This window comes from Microvirga sp. BF8 (genome assembly GCF_059888585.1).
On record NZ_CM187619.1, the window covers coordinates 1,280,635 to 1,295,278 of the forward strand.

At 63.0% G+C, this 14,644-nt stretch carries 18 protein-coding genes and 4 tRNA genes; 13 read left to right on the forward strand and 9 right to left on the reverse strand.

The window, feature by feature from the left end:
* Positions 1 to 32: 32 nt before the first annotated feature.
* Positions 33 to 806: an NAD kinase gene (locus tag AC522E_RS06070; protein WP_500749487.1), complete on the reverse strand. Its 774-nt coding sequence runs from the start codon at positions 804 to 806 to the stop codon at positions 33 to 35.
* 50 nt (positions 807 to 856) lie between these two features.
* Between AC522E_RS06070 and cutA the strand changes: the two genes are divergently transcribed.
* The gene (gene cutA / locus AC522E_RS06075; RefSeq protein ID WP_500749488.1) at positions 857 to 1,177 is read left to right on the forward strand and encodes a divalent-cation tolerance protein CutA; all 321 of its coding nucleotides are present in this window, start codon (positions 857 to 859) and stop codon (positions 1,175 to 1,177) included.
* On the opposite strand, the gene AC522E_RS06080 is transcribed toward cutA, so the two are convergent.
* A complete protein-coding gene (locus AC522E_RS06080) occupies positions 1,174 to 2,145 on the reverse strand; it encodes an MBL fold metallo-hydrolase (protein WP_500749489.1) in 972 nt (323 codons plus the stop codon). The two genes, cutA and AC522E_RS06080, sit on opposite strands and share 4 nt — an antisense overlap.
* Before the next feature lie 66 nt (positions 2,146 to 2,211).
* Positions 2,212 to 3,045, reverse strand: coding sequence for a TrmH family RNA methyltransferase (locus tag AC522E_RS06085; protein ID WP_500749490.1), 834 nt, complete (start codon positions 3,043 to 3,045; stop codon positions 2,212 to 2,214).
* A 137-nt stretch (positions 3,046 to 3,182) separates the two neighbouring features.
* On the opposite strand from AC522E_RS06085, the gene AC522E_RS06090 reads away from it, so the two are divergent.
* Positions 3,183 to 3,347 carry a hypothetical protein gene (locus AC522E_RS06090; protein WP_500749491.1) on the forward strand — a complete coding sequence of 55 codons (165 nt, stop codon included), beginning with the start codon at positions 3,183 to 3,185 and terminating at the stop codon, positions 3,345 to 3,347.
* A gap of 609 nt (positions 3,348 to 3,956) precedes the next feature.
* Positions 3,957 to 4,466, forward strand: coding sequence for a DUF4142 domain-containing protein (locus AC522E_RS06095; RefSeq protein ID WP_500749492.1), 510 nt, complete (start codon positions 3,957 to 3,959; stop codon positions 4,464 to 4,466).
* A 78-nt stretch (positions 4,467 to 4,544) separates the two neighbouring features.
* Here the strand turns inward: AC522E_RS06095 and AC522E_RS06100 are convergent, their stop codons facing one another.
* The 3 genes from AC522E_RS06100 to AC522E_RS06110 are packed head-to-tail and all read right to left on the reverse strand — an operon-like array spanning position 4,545 to position 6,379.
* Positions 4,545 to 5,048: a hypothetical protein gene (locus tag AC522E_RS06100; protein ID WP_500749493.1), complete on the reverse strand. Its 504-nt coding sequence runs from the start codon at positions 5,046 to 5,048 to the stop codon at positions 4,545 to 4,547.
* Complete coding sequence (locus AC522E_RS06105) at positions 5,029 to 5,352, reverse strand: hypothetical protein (protein ID WP_500749494.1); 324 nt, start codon at positions 5,350 to 5,352, stop codon at positions 5,029 to 5,031. The genes AC522E_RS06100 and AC522E_RS06105 overlap by 20 nt, the downstream gene beginning before the upstream one ends.
* Positions 5,353 to 5,392: 40 nt before the next feature.
* The gene (locus AC522E_RS06110; protein WP_500749495.1) at positions 5,393 to 6,379 is read right to left on the reverse strand and encodes a hypothetical protein; all 987 of its coding nucleotides are present in this window, start codon (positions 6,377 to 6,379) and stop codon (positions 5,393 to 5,395) included.
* A gap of 341 nt (positions 6,380 to 6,720) precedes the next feature.
* On the opposite strand from AC522E_RS06110, the gene AC522E_RS06115 reads away from it, so the two are divergent.
* Positions 6,721 to 7,047: a putative quinol monooxygenase gene (locus AC522E_RS06115; RefSeq protein ID WP_500749496.1), complete on the forward strand. Its 327-nt coding sequence runs from the start codon at positions 6,721 to 6,723 to the stop codon at positions 7,045 to 7,047.
* A 40-nt stretch (positions 7,048 to 7,087) separates the two neighbouring features.
* Here the strand turns inward: AC522E_RS06115 and AC522E_RS06120 are convergent.
* Positions 7,088 to 7,163 (reverse strand) — tRNA-Thr (locus AC522E_RS06120).
* A gap of 144 nt (positions 7,164 to 7,307) precedes the next feature.
* Between AC522E_RS06120 and AC522E_RS06125 the strand changes: the two genes are divergently transcribed.
* Positions 7,308 to 7,625, forward strand: a complete 318-nt coding sequence (locus AC522E_RS06125; RefSeq protein ID WP_500749497.1) for a hypothetical protein — start codon at positions 7,308 to 7,310, stop codon at positions 7,623 to 7,625.
* A gap of 102 nt (positions 7,626 to 7,727) precedes the next feature.
* Here the strand turns inward: AC522E_RS06125 and AC522E_RS06130 are convergent, their stop codons facing one another.
* Both AC522E_RS06130 and AC522E_RS06135 read right to left on the reverse strand, forming a co-directional pair.
* Positions 7,728 to 9,407 (reverse strand): MFS transporter, encoded by a 1,680-nt coding sequence (locus AC522E_RS06130; protein WP_500749498.1) that lies wholly within the window; start codon positions 9,405 to 9,407, stop codon positions 7,728 to 7,730.
* A gap of 216 nt (positions 9,408 to 9,623) precedes the next feature.
* The gene (locus tag AC522E_RS06135; protein WP_500749499.1) at positions 9,624 to 10,448 is read right to left on the reverse strand and encodes a TrmH family RNA methyltransferase; all 825 of its coding nucleotides are present in this window, start codon (positions 10,446 to 10,448) and stop codon (positions 9,624 to 9,626) included.
* Between the two features lie 183 nt (positions 10,449 to 10,631).
* On the opposite strand from AC522E_RS06135, the gene AC522E_RS06140 reads away from it, so the two are divergent.
* From AC522E_RS06140 to rplA, 8 genes are all read left to right on the forward strand, one after another.
* A tRNA-Tyr gene (locus tag AC522E_RS06140) sits at positions 10,632 to 10,716 on the forward strand.
* A 28-nt stretch (positions 10,717 to 10,744) separates the two neighbouring features.
* Positions 10,745 to 10,818 (forward strand) — tRNA-Gly (locus AC522E_RS06145).
* 226 nt (positions 10,819 to 11,044) lie between these two features.
* Entirely contained in the window at positions 11,045 to 12,235 is a 1,191-nt protein-coding gene (gene tuf, locus AC522E_RS06150; RefSeq protein ID WP_500749500.1) for an elongation factor Tu, read from the forward strand.
* Between the two features lie 46 nt (positions 12,236 to 12,281).
* A tRNA-Trp gene (locus AC522E_RS06155) sits at positions 12,282 to 12,358 on the forward strand.
* A 165-nt stretch (positions 12,359 to 12,523) separates the two neighbouring features.
* A complete protein-coding gene (gene secE / locus AC522E_RS06160) occupies positions 12,524 to 12,724 on the forward strand; it encodes a preprotein translocase subunit SecE (protein WP_500749501.1) in 201 nt (66 codons plus the stop codon).
* 12 nt (positions 12,725 to 12,736) lie between these two features.
* The gene (gene nusG, locus AC522E_RS06165; RefSeq protein WP_224311551.1) at positions 12,737 to 13,270 is read left to right on the forward strand and encodes a transcription termination/antitermination protein NusG; all 534 of its coding nucleotides are present in this window, start codon (positions 12,737 to 12,739) and stop codon (positions 13,268 to 13,270) included.
* 166 nt (positions 13,271 to 13,436) lie between these two features.
* The gene (gene rplK, locus AC522E_RS06170; RefSeq protein ID WP_500749502.1) at positions 13,437 to 13,865 is read left to right on the forward strand and encodes a 50S ribosomal protein L11; all 429 of its coding nucleotides are present in this window, start codon (positions 13,437 to 13,439) and stop codon (positions 13,863 to 13,865) included.
* A 10-nt stretch (positions 13,866 to 13,875) separates the two neighbouring features.
* Positions 13,876 to 14,577 carry a 50S ribosomal protein L1 gene (gene rplA / locus AC522E_RS06175; RefSeq protein ID WP_500749503.1) on the forward strand — a complete coding sequence of 234 codons (702 nt, stop codon included), beginning with the start codon at positions 13,876 to 13,878 and terminating at the stop codon, positions 14,575 to 14,577.
* Positions 14,578 to 14,644 lie beyond the last annotated feature (67 nt).

Sequence of the window (14,644 nt, forward strand, 5' to 3'; positions counted from 1 at the left end):
CGGAAACCGCATGCCGCCGGCGGACGCGGCCGTCAATAACCGAACTGCTCCCGCAGGATGCGCTCGTCCAGGCTGTGGCCGGGATCGTGGAGCATCACGAGATCGATGCTGCGGTCCAGGGAAGTATGAACGCGCGACACGTCGCGGAATTCCGTATGGTCCGCCACGGCACTGACCGGCCGCTCCTCCGGCTCCAGGACCTCGATCTGAATCTTGGCATAGTCCGGCAGCAGCGCACCGCGCCAGTGGCGCGGACGGAACGCTGAAATCGGCGTCAGCGCCAGGAGCGGCGCGTTGAGAGGCAGGATCGGGCCGTTGACCGAGAGGTTGTAGGCGGTCGAGCCGGCAGGGGTCGCGACGAGGATGCCGTCGGCAATCAATTCCGACAGACGGACCTGGGTGTCGATGCTGACGCGCAGCTTCGCGGCCTGGTAGGTCTGGCGCAGCATGGAGACCTCGTTGATCGCCCGCGCCGTATGGGATTGGCCGCGCACATCCCACGCCACCATGAGAAGCGGATGTGCGACGCTTCGCTGCGACGTCTCGAGACGCTCAAACAGGTCGTCGTCGCGGTACTCGTTCATGAGAAAGCCGACCGTGCCCTTGTTCATGCCGTAGATCGGCTTCGACGTGCCCATGAAACGATGGAGCGTCCGAAGCATGAGTCCGTCGCCGCCGAGGGCGACGATCACGTCGGCCTCTTCCGGCTCGACGCTGGGATAGCGGCTCTTCAGGCTCGCGAATGCGGACTGGGCGTCCGGGGTCGGGCTGGCGACGAAGGCGACATGGTTGAAACGGCGGGCCATGCCCGGATACCCTCCTCGCACGCGAACGGTTGCTGGATGGAAGGCATAGCATGGAGAACCCACTGCTCGTCTATACGACCTTTCCCGATGTCGACACGGCATTGGCGATCGGTGAGGATCTCGTGCGCGAGCGGCTGATCGCCTGCATCAACGTGCTGCCGGGAATGAAATCCGTCTATGCCTGGAAAGGCAGCATCGAACGCGCTGAGGAGGCCGTCGGCATCCTCAAGACGCGCAAGGGCCTGCAGGAACAGGTTCTGCAGGCCCTTAAGAAGCGCCATCCCTATGAGACGCCCATGATCCTGTTCATCGAGCCTGACGCCGCCGACCCCGGGACCCTGTCCTGGCTCCTGGATGAGACGAGGCCTTAGATCGCCGAGCTCCACTGGACCGGGACGAACCGGTAGCCGCCGCCATCCTTGGCGATGTGGCCGGTGGCCGGGAAGGGGGCGTGATAGAAGGAGACCTGAGCACGCTCGGCGGCCGCCATATCGAGCATCCTGTGACGTGTCTGGCGTGCCTGGTCGGCGTCCATGTCGAACACGGCCGACCAGTCCGGATGGCGGACGAAGAGAGCGGGATGGTTCGTGACATCGGACATGACGATCAGCTTGCCCGAGCCCGAGTTCAGCATGAAGGAGGTGTGGCCCGGCGTGTGCCCGGGGGTGGCGATGGAGGTGAGACCTGGGACGATCTCCTTGTCGGCCTCGTAGCGCTTCACGTCCTTGGCGATCGGATCGAAGACACGGTGCACGCCCTGGAAGGCACCTTTCATGCCTTCGGGCGCCTGGCTCATGCGCGCTTCGTCCATCCAGAAATCCCATTCCCTGGCCGGGACCAGAACCTCCGCTTTCGGGAAGACGGCCGTACCGTCCTTGAGGCGCAGACCGTTGATGTGATCGCCATGGAAATGGCTGATGACCACGGTGTCGACCTGCGCCGGGTCGAAGCCGGCGGCGCGGAAATTCGACATCCATGTCCCCGAGGTCGGAGCACCCGAGTCGCCGTTGCCCGTGTCGATGAGTGTCACGCGGCCGTTCTGCCGGAGCACGAGGGTCGTGAACGTGATCGGGAGCCGGTCCGCCGGGAGGAACGCGTCCTGCATCGCCCTCTGGACGTCGGTCAGCTCAGCATTGCGGACAAAGCCCTCGAGGGGTCGAAATGCAAAGCCGTCGTTGATGGCCGTGACGTCGATATCGCCGACCCTGTAGCGATAATAGCCCGGAGCCTGCGTTGAGGCCGAAGGCTGAGATCCAGGCATCTGGCTCGACTGGGCAAGGACTGGACCGACGACGGGAACGGCGGCACTGGCGAGGATGGCGCGGCGTGTCAGGGACATGAAACCTTCTCCGAAGAACGGGTTAAAGGCTAGAGATCCCCTTGCGGTGAGCAAGAGCTTGGCCTTTCACGAATCGGAGAGCTTGGAAGCGTCGTAGGGAGCAACGCGCGTGAGCTCATAGAGAGCAATCCCGCTCGTCGTCGCCACATTGAGCGAGTCGAAGCCGCCGCTCATGGGAATCGTGACGGTGCGGGTCTCGGCGAGGAGCGATGGCGGCAGTCCCGGACCCTCCGCCCCGAGGAGCAGGGCCGTTCTGCCGCGGCGGCGGACCTGGCTGAGCGTTTCCGCGCCAGAGGGCGATAGCGACAGGATCTCGAAACCGGCTGCCCGCAGGCTCCCGACCATGGTGTTCGCCGCCCCGGCCCGGGCGAAGGGAACGACGAGTGCTCCCCCAACGGAAACACGGATCGCCTTGCGATAAAGGGGATCGCAGGTCGCATCGTCGAGCAGGATGGCATGCGCGCCGAAGGCGGCGGCGTTGCGGAAAATGCCCCCGACATTGTCATGATTGGCCAAGCTCACCAGGCCCAATACGAGTGCGTCCTCCGGCATTTCGGCAAGAAACGAATCCGGCGAGGGCAGCGGAGGCTTGCGGGCGACAGCAAGGATGCCGCGATGGATCGGAAACCCGACAATGGCATCCATTACGGTCCGGTTGGCGACATAGAGAGGGGTATCGGCGGCGAGAGAAGACAGGACATCCGCCAGGCCTCCGACCCTGCTTTCCGACAGCAGAAGCGATTCCACGTCGAAGCGGCTCTGTCGCAGCAGGACGCGCAGAACAACCTCTCCCTCGGCCACGAAACGGTTCTCCCGTCCGACCAGGTCGCGCTCGCGCACGGCGCGATAGGGCTCGATGCGGGGGTCTTCCGGATCGGTGATGACAATCGGCTGGATCATCTGTCCGCTGGCCATGTGAGACGTGGATGGTTCTGGCTATGCCGGTGCTTCGCGTCGGGAACAACGACTTTCTGCGGCTGTTAGCCCAGCAGCTGTATTCCAGGGCGTGCCCTGGGCGAGAGAGAGGGAGACATCCAATGACTGGTGGGTGGCTATGGGGCTTCGTCATTATCGGGGGTCCCATTCTCCTGGGTCTCGCACTTCTCCTGTTCACCGGCAGGCACCGCAGGATGACACAGCGTCAGGTGGAAGCATCCGAGGAAGCGGCCCGGGAGAACTGGGGCAAGGAGCGTAGTCACTAGCGCCGGGCGCGGCGCATTCGGGAAGACTGTGCCAAATCATTATTGAAACGATATCATATTTATAGAATTTTAGGAGGCAGCTGATATGTCGACGCTGCGGGCGCTTTCCAAAAGAGCGACGTATCGGAAACAAGGAAGCCCTCATGAAACGTTCAGGTTTGACACTGTTCCTGGCAGCTTTTGCCCTTGCTCCCAGCACCGCGTTTGCAATCCCGGCAAATGGCCTTGCCCTTTCGCCTTCACCCCGGGGAGATCTGCTTCAAGAGGCATGGCATAGCGGGCTGCCTCACCGGCGAATCGTCGGAGACCGCGTTTATGGCGGCCGCTGTCCTCCGCAGGGCTGTCCAGCTTGGACTCAGAGGGACCTTCGCCAAGATCCTCGGACCGGGGAATGGTACAGCCCGGAAAACGAGCGCCAACGCTATTACCCTCGCCATGAAGGGCGCCGGACATACAACAGATACTGAGGCCGCCGCATCCGCCTTATGCCGACACGTCAGGCGGAAGGGTGTCGAAATGCGCCGTTCCGGACGTTGAGGAACCGCGTCATCACCAATCGGTTTCCTCCGGAGCGATCTTCGTATGTTCGCATGGCTCCGGAGGTGCGTTATGGCGAATGTTCTCGCAAAAGCCGGCCTTGTCGCTCTCATGTCCCTGTCGTCCTGGGGGGCCTGGGCTAAGGAGGATCCTGCCCGCCAGTTCATCACCAAGGCAATCCAGGGCAACCTGGCAGAAATCGCCATGGGACAGCTCGCTCAGCAAAAGGGCACCAGCGAAGGTGTGAAGTCCTTCGGCCAGATGCTGGTCCAGGACCATTCCGCCGCCAAGGACCAGGCGACTGCCGCAGCATCCAGCCTGCAGGTCACGGCTCCGACCGAGCCGAGCAAGGAGCAGAAGGCGGCTTATGACCGGCTGGCGAAACTCAGCGGCAACGCCTTCGACCGCCAATTCGTCACCCATATGGTGACCGACCATAAGAAAGATATCAGCGACTACCAGAAGGAATCGAAACGCTCCGACGGAACCGTCAGCGACTACGCCAAGGCCTCGCTGCCGACGCTTCAAAAGCATCTCGAGATGGCCCAGTCCCTCGAGAAGCAGGAGAAGGCGACCCAATAGGCCGAAAGACGGGGCAGGGAGCTCCAGTCCGCTCCTCAGGGCCGTTCCCAGGGTGGGGCTGTCGGAGCTTCGAGAGCCTCACGGGGAGCCGGCAAGCAGGAAGTCGTCGCGAGTGGCCAGATCGACAAAATTGAGGAGCACCGCCTCGATTCGCTCCTCGTCGACCTCAGCGATGGGAATGTCCGTGAGGTGGGTCCCCGTTGGCAGGTACATGCAGACATGAACGATGCCGCGCTCCGAAAGGGCGACTTCCAACGTGCGCGTCGTGATTTTTCCGTCCTGAAAGAAATCGACACGGCCGTGTCCGATCGGCGGGTGACCCAGGTGCGATGCGTCGTGTGGCATGGTCTTACTCAGCCTCACCTCGCTCCCGATGGATGACAATTTTTCGTTGAGGTCGTTCAGGATCGGACCGATGCGGTCCCTGACCTGAAGCCACGTTCGGAGAGCGGCGAGTCTCATCGAGGCCTTGGCCTCGAACTCCCTCGCGGTCCTGGCGGCAGCAGCATTGGCATCCCTTCGCTCGAAAGTCTCGCGACAGACGATCCACTTGATATGCCTGTCATTCTCTTCGTTGCTCATTGCGGTGCCTGAATCTTTTTTTCCGAGGTTGTTCTTCGCTCGCTCCGTCTCGCGCGTCATTGCGCTTACGCAATCCGGCTGAGCAATGGCGAATTGCCGGGATGAGCGCGAACAGCAATGATCCGGTGAGCGACCCGGCGCCAAACTCCAAAATGGCATGCATGAACGGATCGGCGTGACGGATATCGTCCGACAGGACGTGCTCGACCTGATGAGCCAGCACGGCTGACACGCCGAGAATGGCTCCGCAGAGCGCGAAGTCCAGAATCCTCCAGCGCGTCGGGGAGGCCGCGATTTGCTTCATGACGTAGTTGTCCGGGGCAAGCTCGGCGGGCACGCGCGTGTCAGTCTCGTACGAAGCGCCAGGTCAGAACGCCGCTGACCGGTGCGACCGTTGCGCCGGAGTTGTGCGAGACGCTCCCGAGCTTGGCGAGACGTTCGCTTCCAGCCCCTGTCCTGCCGTCCGGGTCGAAAGGCTGGTCCAGGATCTCGATCTTGCCGGCCCCCTCGAGGAAAGGCACGGACCTCTCCGAGGTAAAGGCCTGCCCCTGCAAGGTGACGGGCGTCGGGAAGCCGAATCCGGCCAGCCGAAGGCTGAGGCGGTTCGACTGCGTGTCGATGCTGACATCCGCCTGGCAGACCTTCTCGATCACCGCCGCGGACTCGACCGGCAGCGTGAGGCGGCCGGTGCGCGTGAACCGATACGGCGCCGCAGGGGATGGCGGTGCGATATTGACGCCGTCACCTTCATCCTCGATGACGACAGTGCCTCTCGCGCATGCGCTGCGGCGATCCACGATCCAGTTCACGTAGCGCTTGTCATCCAGCTTCATAGACCGCGGCACTTTCGGGCTCGCCATCATCTGAACCGCGAAGGCCGCCGCTGCCCTCTTCTGGCAGGCTTCGTCTCCCTCGCAGCTTTTCATCGCTCTGCCCATTGCCTCCAGGCCCGGAGGCATACCCGCAGCGCTCTCGTCGCTGCCTCCGACCGGCAGGGAGAGCGCAAGACTTGGGCCAGGCACGACCATCGCGAGTTCCAGGTCGAGTTTGCGTGTCGTCTTCAGGCGGGACCACTCGACCTTGTTGGGGAGGTCCTTGCGGCCCGATCCATGGACCTCCAGCGTAATGAACAGGCGTCCGGTCGGCGCGCCCGCAAAGGGGGCGGGCACCTCCTGTGCCGCCACGGGGCCGATGGGAAGGGCGATCGCAAGCGCCAGGATGCCGCCCGCCGAGGCCCGTGAGAGGCGCCGGAGCGAAGACGAATTGCTGTTGTACCGGGACAGTGAGGTTCCTCTGCTCCGGCCGGCGGAGACCGGACGGAGACGAAGCACCTTTCGTAGAGGAATTCGCGCGCACATCTAAATTATCGTCCCAAGATCTGGAGTTGGTCCTGCATAAGCTTGGCGGTGGTATCGTAATCGATCAAAGTCCAGAGTGTGCGGGCGCACCTGATGCGGTCTACACGCCTGAGAATTCTTTTGTTTCGCAGAGTTAAAGCCTTGAAGACACGGGACGGCGGCAGAGAAGACGACGTTCGCGGGGCCGGCTTGATCGTTTGACCTCGGGAGTGCTGTATTTCTGTTTCGATGCCGGGGCATTATCCGATCGCTCCCGGGCTTGGCTCTGCCCCAAGAGGCTTTCATTTTTTCCCGTCGAGGAAACGGAGAACAAGATGGCTAAACTTGCGCTGTACGTGGCCCTGGAGGCCAGAATGGGCAGGGAGGAAGAGGCTGCCGAGTTTCTCCGGTCAGCCTTGCCTCTCGTCGAGGCGGAGCCGGGCACAACGACGTGGTATGCCCTTCGATTCGATCACAATTCGTTCGCGATCTTCGACGCCTTCCCGGACGAAGCGGCACGGGACGCCCACCTTGCGGGCGAGGTTGCTGTGGCTCTGATCCGTCAGGCTCCCGAACTTTTCGTCGATCCTCCAGAGATCAAGCGCGTGGAGGTCCTTGCCTACAAGCCCCATCGCGCTGCTTCGAACACGCAGCCCGGCTAGGCTGAGCCGCTTTCGGATCGGAAACTGGGGACGTTCGGAGTGGTGCCGGTTGCGGGACTCGAACTCGCGACCTACCGCTTACAAGGCGGTTGCTCTACCAACTGAGCTAAACCGGCTTTCCACCTGAGGCGGATGAGGTAGCAGCGCACGCAAGGGCGCGCAAGTTCCATCACTGCGGAAAAATAATGTGCTGCGGAGCACCGCAACCATCGCCCGGGTGTGGAATTGTCCCCTCAATGTCCGCTGAGGAGTTCAATCCCATGCTTGGTTTCAGACCATCCGTGGCCGGTAAGATCTTGCCTTCACGAGGCAGCGCAGGCCTTCTCGCCGCCGCCATCGTCGCCGGCCTCGCTCTTTTCACGCTTCCCGCCCAGGCGTCCCATGTGGCGTCCCGTTCCACTCCACACGAGACAGGCAAGCCCGCCAAGGTAGACCGCACGGCTGTCGCCGCCAAGGACCTCGACGTCACCGGCTCGCTCCGCACCGACGATGCGACCCCGAACTGCAGCCGGTCACGCAAGAAACTCTGGGTCGAGGACGAAGGCTGGATCGTCCGTCAGGTCACGACCTGCTACTGAACACAGCTCGGGCGATCGATCCGCCGATCGGAGCGAGTTCGAAAATGAAAAGCCCCGCCAATGGCGGGGCTTTCCGTTGGTGAAAGAGTTGACCGTCGCCGATCACTTGTTCTCGTAGGTGAAGATATCGCGGTTCTTCGTTTCCGGAACGAAGAGGAGGCCGATCACGAAGGTGATGAGTGCCACGATGACCGGATACCAGAGGCCGGAGAAGATATTCCCCGAGGCCGCCACGATCGCGAAGGCGGTCGGAGGCAGGAACCCGCCGAACCAGCCGTTGCCAATGTGGTAGGGCAGAGACATGCCGGTATAGCGGATCCGGGTCGGGAACAGTTCCACCAGCATCGCCGCGATCGGGCCGTACACCATGGTCACGAAGACGACCAGGATGAACAGGATTCCGATAGCCGTCAGAGCCCGCGCATCCGACAGCACGCCGCCCACGCTCGGAGTCTTGAGGATGGAAGGATCGCCGGCCTTGGGATAACCCGCCGCCTGCGCCGCCGCGACGAGGGCTGCGCCCGTGTTGTCGGCCACCGGCACGTCCGCGCCGTTGATCTTGGCGCTGAGCGGGGTGCCTGCGGGTGCCTTGACCAGATCGTAGTGGATCGAGTTGTTCGCGAGATTGCGGCGGATCACGTCGCAGGGCGCGGTGAAGACGCGGACACCCACAGGGTCGAACAGGAAGCTGCAGCTTGCGGGATCGGCGGTCAGCTCGAGCTTCACCTGGTTCGTCGCCTCGATCAGCTTCGGATTGACCGTCTTGGCCAGCGAAGCGAAGAGCGGGAAGTAGGTGATGGCCGCGATCAGGCAACCGAGAAGCAGAATCGGCTTGCGGCCGACCTTGTCCGAGAGCCAGCCGAAGAAGATGAAGAACGGCGTTCCGAGGAGGAGCGCGAAGGCGATCATCAGGTTGGCCGTGGTGCCGTCGATCTTCAGGGTCTGGGTCAGGAAGAACAGGGCGTAGAACTGACCCGTATACCAGACCACCGCCTGACCGGCCGTGCCGCCGAGAAGGGCGACCAGGGCGACCTTGGCGTTCTCCCAGCGTCCGAACGCCTCCGTGAGCGGCGCCTTCGAATGGGTGCCCTCTTCCTTCATCTTCTGGAAGGCGGGTGATTCGTTCAGCTGCAGGCGGATCCACACCGAGAAGGCCAGAAGAATGATCGACAGCAGGAACGGAATGCGCCAGCCATACGCCGCGAAGGACTCCGGCGACATGCTCAGGCGCAGGGTCAGGATCACGATCAGCGAGAGGAAGAGACCCACCGTCGCCGTCGTCTGGATCCAGGACGTATAGAAGCCACGCCGCCCGTGAGGCGCGTGTTCCGCCACATATGTTGCTGCGCCGCCATACTCGCCGCCGAGCGCGAGGCCCTGCAGGAGGCGGCAGATAATGAAGGCCGTTGGCGCCAGGTAGCCGATGGTGGCATAGCCCGGCAGAAGGCCGACGACGAAGGTCGAGAGACCCATGATCGTCATGGTGACGAGGAAGGTGTATTTACGGCCGATCATGTCGCCGAGACGGCCGAACACCAGGGCGCCGAAGGGGCGCACGGCGAAGCCGGCAGCGAAGCCGAACAGAACGAAGATGAACTTGGCCGTATCGTTCGTGCCGGGCACGAAATTCTGGCTGATATTCGCGGCGAGCGAACCCGCGAGATAGAAGTCATACCATTCGAAGACCGTACCGGCCGAGGAGGCGACGATGACCTTCCTCTCCTCCCGGCTCATAGGTCGGACTTGAGCGTCCGTCCTCGGCGTCGTTGCTGCTGTTGCCATAGCGTTTCCTTCCAAAGTGTGGTGGCGCCCGGTGGGCCGGGTCTTGATTTTCCGTGTGCGCGGGGCACCGGAATCTTTCAGGATGGAAAGCTAACTGCGGCTTCGGGCTCCACAATTCTCAATTGGTAGTTTCGACTTCCGTCTAAGCCGGGTCGTCGTTCCAAGTAATTACCAAGAAATAACAAGGCTTTGGCTTTGAGGGCGTAGCCATCCAACCTATCCGTTCGGCTTCGGCGATACGGCTTTGGTCACAGCAAAAAGAGAAATCGCCGCAGCGTTGGACACGTTCAGGCTCTTGATGGCTCCGGGCATGTCGAGCCGGCCGATGACGTCGCAACATTCACGGGTGCGCTGACGCAGGCCCTTTCCTTCCGATCCGAGGACGAGAACCACAGGCTGCCGCAGCGGCGTTTCGTCGAGGCGCGATTCGCCCGACGAATCGAGACCGACCCGCTGGAAGCCGCGCTCGCCGAGGGCGATCAGGGTGTCCGCGAGGTTGCGCACGACCATGAAAGGCACGTGCTCGAGCCCTCCGGATGCCGATTTCGCGAGAACGCCCGTGGCAGCGGGGCTGTGCCGCGCGGTCGTGATGATCGCCTCGACACCGAAGGCTGCGGCCGTGCGAACGATGGCGCCGACATTGTGAGGGTCCGTGATCTGGTCGAGGGCCAGCACGACCCGTTTGCCGCTCAGGGAATCAACACTGGGCGAGGGCAGGGGCGTCGCTTCCAGGTAAAGACCCTGGTGGACGGCATCCGCCTCCACGAGACGGTTGATCTCGTCCGGGCGAACGATCTCCGGTTCGGCGGGGAGGAATTCGCCGAGTTCTTCGTGCAGGCGGCGGGCCGAGTTCTCCGTCGCCAGGAGACGAAGGACCTTGCGCTTGCCATTGCGCAGCGCCTCGACGACAGGGTGCCAGCCATAGAGGACCACGACGTCGGGGTCGCCGAAGGTGCGGCGGGGGCCATGATCGCGACGTCCTGCCTTCCCGTGGGAGCGCTGGAAACGGGGCTTGCGGGTTGGGGAAGGGCGGTCGCTCATGATGCTCGTTCGTGTCCGATGGTTCCAGGCACATAACACAGGATGCGCAGACCCCGACAGGCCGCATATCGATTGCGCTTTGGTGTTGACACCGGCCATCAGGGTCACCATAAGAGCGCCCACGGAAGCCCGGTGGGCGTTTCCGTCGACGGCCTCAGCGCGTTGCGTTCTGGTTGGGCAAATGGGGGAATGTCCCGAGCGGCAAAGGGGGCGGACTGTAAATCCGCTGGCTATGCCTTCGTAGGTTCGAGTCCTACTTCCCCCACCACCCAAACCTCTGCTAGCCTCTCCGGCACGCGGGTGTAGCTCAATGGTAGAGCAGCAGCCTTCCAAGCTGAATACGAGGGTTCGATTCCCTTCACCCGCTCCAATTTCCCTGGTGCCCCAGACTTAGGTTTCCCTTGCTCAAGCTTGGCCGGTCGGATAGCGCCCGCTCCCCGTCGTAGTCGGATCAACGGGTTCCGGTCGGACGTCGGCACCTCCGTGATGACCGATAATCTAACGGCATATCGAAATTGGCTCTTGCGCAATGAGCGCAACCGCAATATCGGGACGCCCTGAGAATTTTGTTCCTGGCCTCGGTAAGGTAGAGATCAATGGCGAAGGAAAAGTTTGAGCGGACGAAGCCGCACTGCAACATTGGGACGATTGGGCACGTTGACCACGGCAAGACGTCTCTGACGGCGGCGATCACGAAGGTTCTGGCGGAGTCTGGCGGTGCGACGTTCACGGCCTACGACCAGATCGACAAGGCGCCGGAGGAGAAGGCGCGCGGGATCACGATCTCGACCGCTCACGTGGAATACGAGACGACGAACCGGCACTATGCCCACGTCGACTGCCCCGGCCACGCCGACTATGTGAAGAACATGATCACCGGCGCGGCGCAGATGGACGGCGCGATCCTGGTGGTGTCGTCGGCGGACGGCCCGATGCCGCAGACCCGCGAGCACATCCTCCTGGCGCGCCAGGTCGGCGTTCCGGCGCTGGTGGTGTTCATGAACAAGGTCGACATGGTCGACGATCCCGAGCTTCTCGACCTGGTCGAGCTCGAGGTGCGCGAGCTGCTGTCGAAGTACGACTTCCCCGGCGACGACATTCCGATCGTCAAGGGCTCGGCGTTGTGCGCGCTGGAGGACCGTTCGCCTGAGATCGGCCGCGATGCGGTGCTGAAGCTGATGGCCGAGGTCGACCGCTACATCCCGCAGCCGGAGCGTCCGGTGGATCAGCCGTTCCTGATGCCGATCGAGGACGTGTTCTCGATTTCGGGCCGCGGCACGGTGGTGACGGGCCGCGTCGAGCGCGGCATTGTCAAGGTTGGCGAGGAAGTGGAGATCGTCGGCCTGAAGGCGACGCAGAAGACGACGGTGACCGGCGTCGAGATGTTCCGCAAGCTGCTCGACCAGGGCCAGGCGGGCGACAATGTCGGCGTTCTGCTGCGCGGCACGAAGCGCGAGGACGTGGAGCGCGGCCAGGTGCTGTGCAAGCCGGGCTCGATCAAGCCGCACACCAAGTTCAAGGCCGAGGCATACATCCTGACCAAGGAGGAGGGCGGGCGTCATACGCCGTTCTTCACCAACTACCGTCCGCAGTTCTACTTCCGCACGACCGACGTGACGGGCGTGGTGAAGCTGCCTGAGGGCACGGAGATGGTGATGCCGGGCGACAACGTCGCGATGGAAGTGGAGCTGATTGCTCCGATCGCGATGGAAGAGAAGCTGCGCTTCGCCATCCGCGAGGGCGGCCGCACCGTCGGTGCCGGCGTCGTCGCTCAGGTCATGGACTGAGAATAAAGTTCCAGGTGGCGGGTTCCCGCCGCCTGTGATCCGCCGGAGGAGTGTAGCTCAATCGGCTAGAGCACCGGTCTCCAAAACCGGGGGTTGGGGGTTCGAGTCCCTCCACTCCTGCCAGCGGATCGACAAAGCGGGCGTTTTGGGTTAGAGAGCGCCCCAGTGATGGTTCTGAAGGTGGCGCGACGCTCAGAAAAAAGAGCGTCGCGCCCCTTCACTTTGGGCCGAATGGTGCCCTCAAGAGGACGTCCGGAGCCGGCTTGACGGTTCGTGGACGCAGGCGAAATGGCAAAGACGAACCCGTTCGATTTCTTACAGCAGGTGCGCTCGGAAGCCGCGAAGGTGACTTGGCCGACCCGCAAGGAAACCATGATCACGACCGCCATGGTCTTCGTGATGGTCCTGGTCGCCTGCCTGTTCTTCTTCGTGGCGGATCAGGCAATGGGCTGGGTGGTCCGTACGGTCCTCCTGGGCTTCGGCGGTTAAGAGGTGGATGCGATGACGAAGCGTTGGTACATCGTCCACGCTTATTCGAATTTCGAGAACAAGGTTGCCCAGTCGATCAAGGATCAGGCCGCACAGCGCGGTCTCGAGGACAAGTTCGAAGAGGTGATGGTGCCGACCGAGAAGGTCGTCGAGGTGCGCCGCGGCCGCAAGGTCGATACGGAGCGCAAGTTCTTCCCGGGCTATGTCCTGGTGAAGTGCGACCTGACCGACGAGGTCTATCATCTGATCAAGAACACCCCGAAGGTCACGGGCTTCCTGGGCGCCGACAAGTCCAAGCCGGTTCCGATCCCGGACCGCGAGGCCGAGCGCATCAAGGGGCAGGTGGCCGAGGGTGTCGATCACCCGAAGCCCTCCGTCAGCTTCGAGGTCGGCGAGCAGGTCCGCGTATCGGACGGTCCGTTTGCTTCCTTCAATGGCGTGGTCGAGGAAGTCGACGACGCCCGGGCCCGCCTCAAGGTGGCGGTGTCCATTTTCGGCCGTGCGACGCCGGTCGAGCTCGAATACGGTCAGGTCGAAAAGATCTGACTGTAAGGAGCGGCTCCTCCAGGGCGCCGCTTCGTAAGCCCCGAGGGGCTTTCATCCGCGGGAGGTCCGCCCGGTCGCCAGCCGGGAGCATCGGGCCGAACCGCGACCTGCAACCACCGAACCGTCCGGTTGGCTCCGGGCGGTTGGTCCATTGGAGAGCAGTCCTATGGCAAAGAAAATCGCGGGCTACGTCAAGCTTCAGGTGCCCGCCGGCGCGGCCAACCCGTCTCCGCCGATCGGCCCCGCGCTGGGTCAGCGCGGCCTCAACATCATGGAATTCTGCAAGGCCTTCAATGCCAAGACCTCGCAGATGGAGAAGGGCACTCCGATCCCGGTGATCATCACCGCCTATCAGGATCGTTCCTTCACCTTCGAGATGAAGCAGCCGCCGGTCTCCTACTTCCTCAAGAAGGCGGCCAAGGTCGAGAAGGGTTCGCAGACCCCGGGCAAAGGCGGCAAGGCCGGCTCGGTTACGCGGGCCCAGATCCGTGAGATCGCCGAGAAGAAGATGGTCGATCTCAACTGCGACACCGTTGATTCCGCCATGGCCATGATCGAGGGCTCCGCGCGCTCGATGGGCCTCGAAGTGGCGTAAGGAGGGCACGATGGCTGTGAAAGAAGGTAAGCGCATCCGCAGTGCCCGCGAGGGCGTCGATGCTGCCAAGCTCTACGGCATCCAGGATGCGGTCAAGCTGGTCAAGGAACGCGCCAAGGCGAAGTTCGATGAAACCATCGAAGTGTCGATGAACCTCGGTGTCGATCCGCGCCACGCGGACCAGATGGTCCGTGGCGTCTGCAACCTGCCGAACGGCTCGGGCCGGACGGTCCGCGTGGCGGTGTTCGCCCGTGGAGCCAAGGCCGATGAGGCGAAGGCTGCCGGTGCCGACGTGGTCGGTGCGGAGGAACTCTTCGAGACCGTCAACGGCGGCACGATCGACTTCGACCGTGCGATCGCTACTCCTGACATGATGGGCCTCGTCGGCCGCCTCGGTAAGGTTCTGGGTCCGCGCGGCCTGATGCCGAACCCGCGGGTCGGAACGGTCACCATGGACGTGAAGGGCGCCGTCGAGGCCGCCAAGGGCGGCGCGGTCGAGTTCCGCGTCGAGAAGGCCGGTATCGTTCACGCCGGTGTGGGCAAGGCCTCCTTCGACGAGACCAAGCTCGTTGAGAACATCAAGGCGTTTGCCGATGCTGTCGCCAAGGCAAAGCCGGCTGGCGCGAAGGGGACGTACATCCAGCGCGTCGCCATCTCCTCGACGATGGGCCCGGGCGTGAAAGTCGACCCCGCCTCGGTCCTCAACGGCTGATCAGCGCTTCAACAAAGATACGAAACGAAGCCCGGCGCACAGCGCCGGGCTTCTTCGTTTCCGGGAG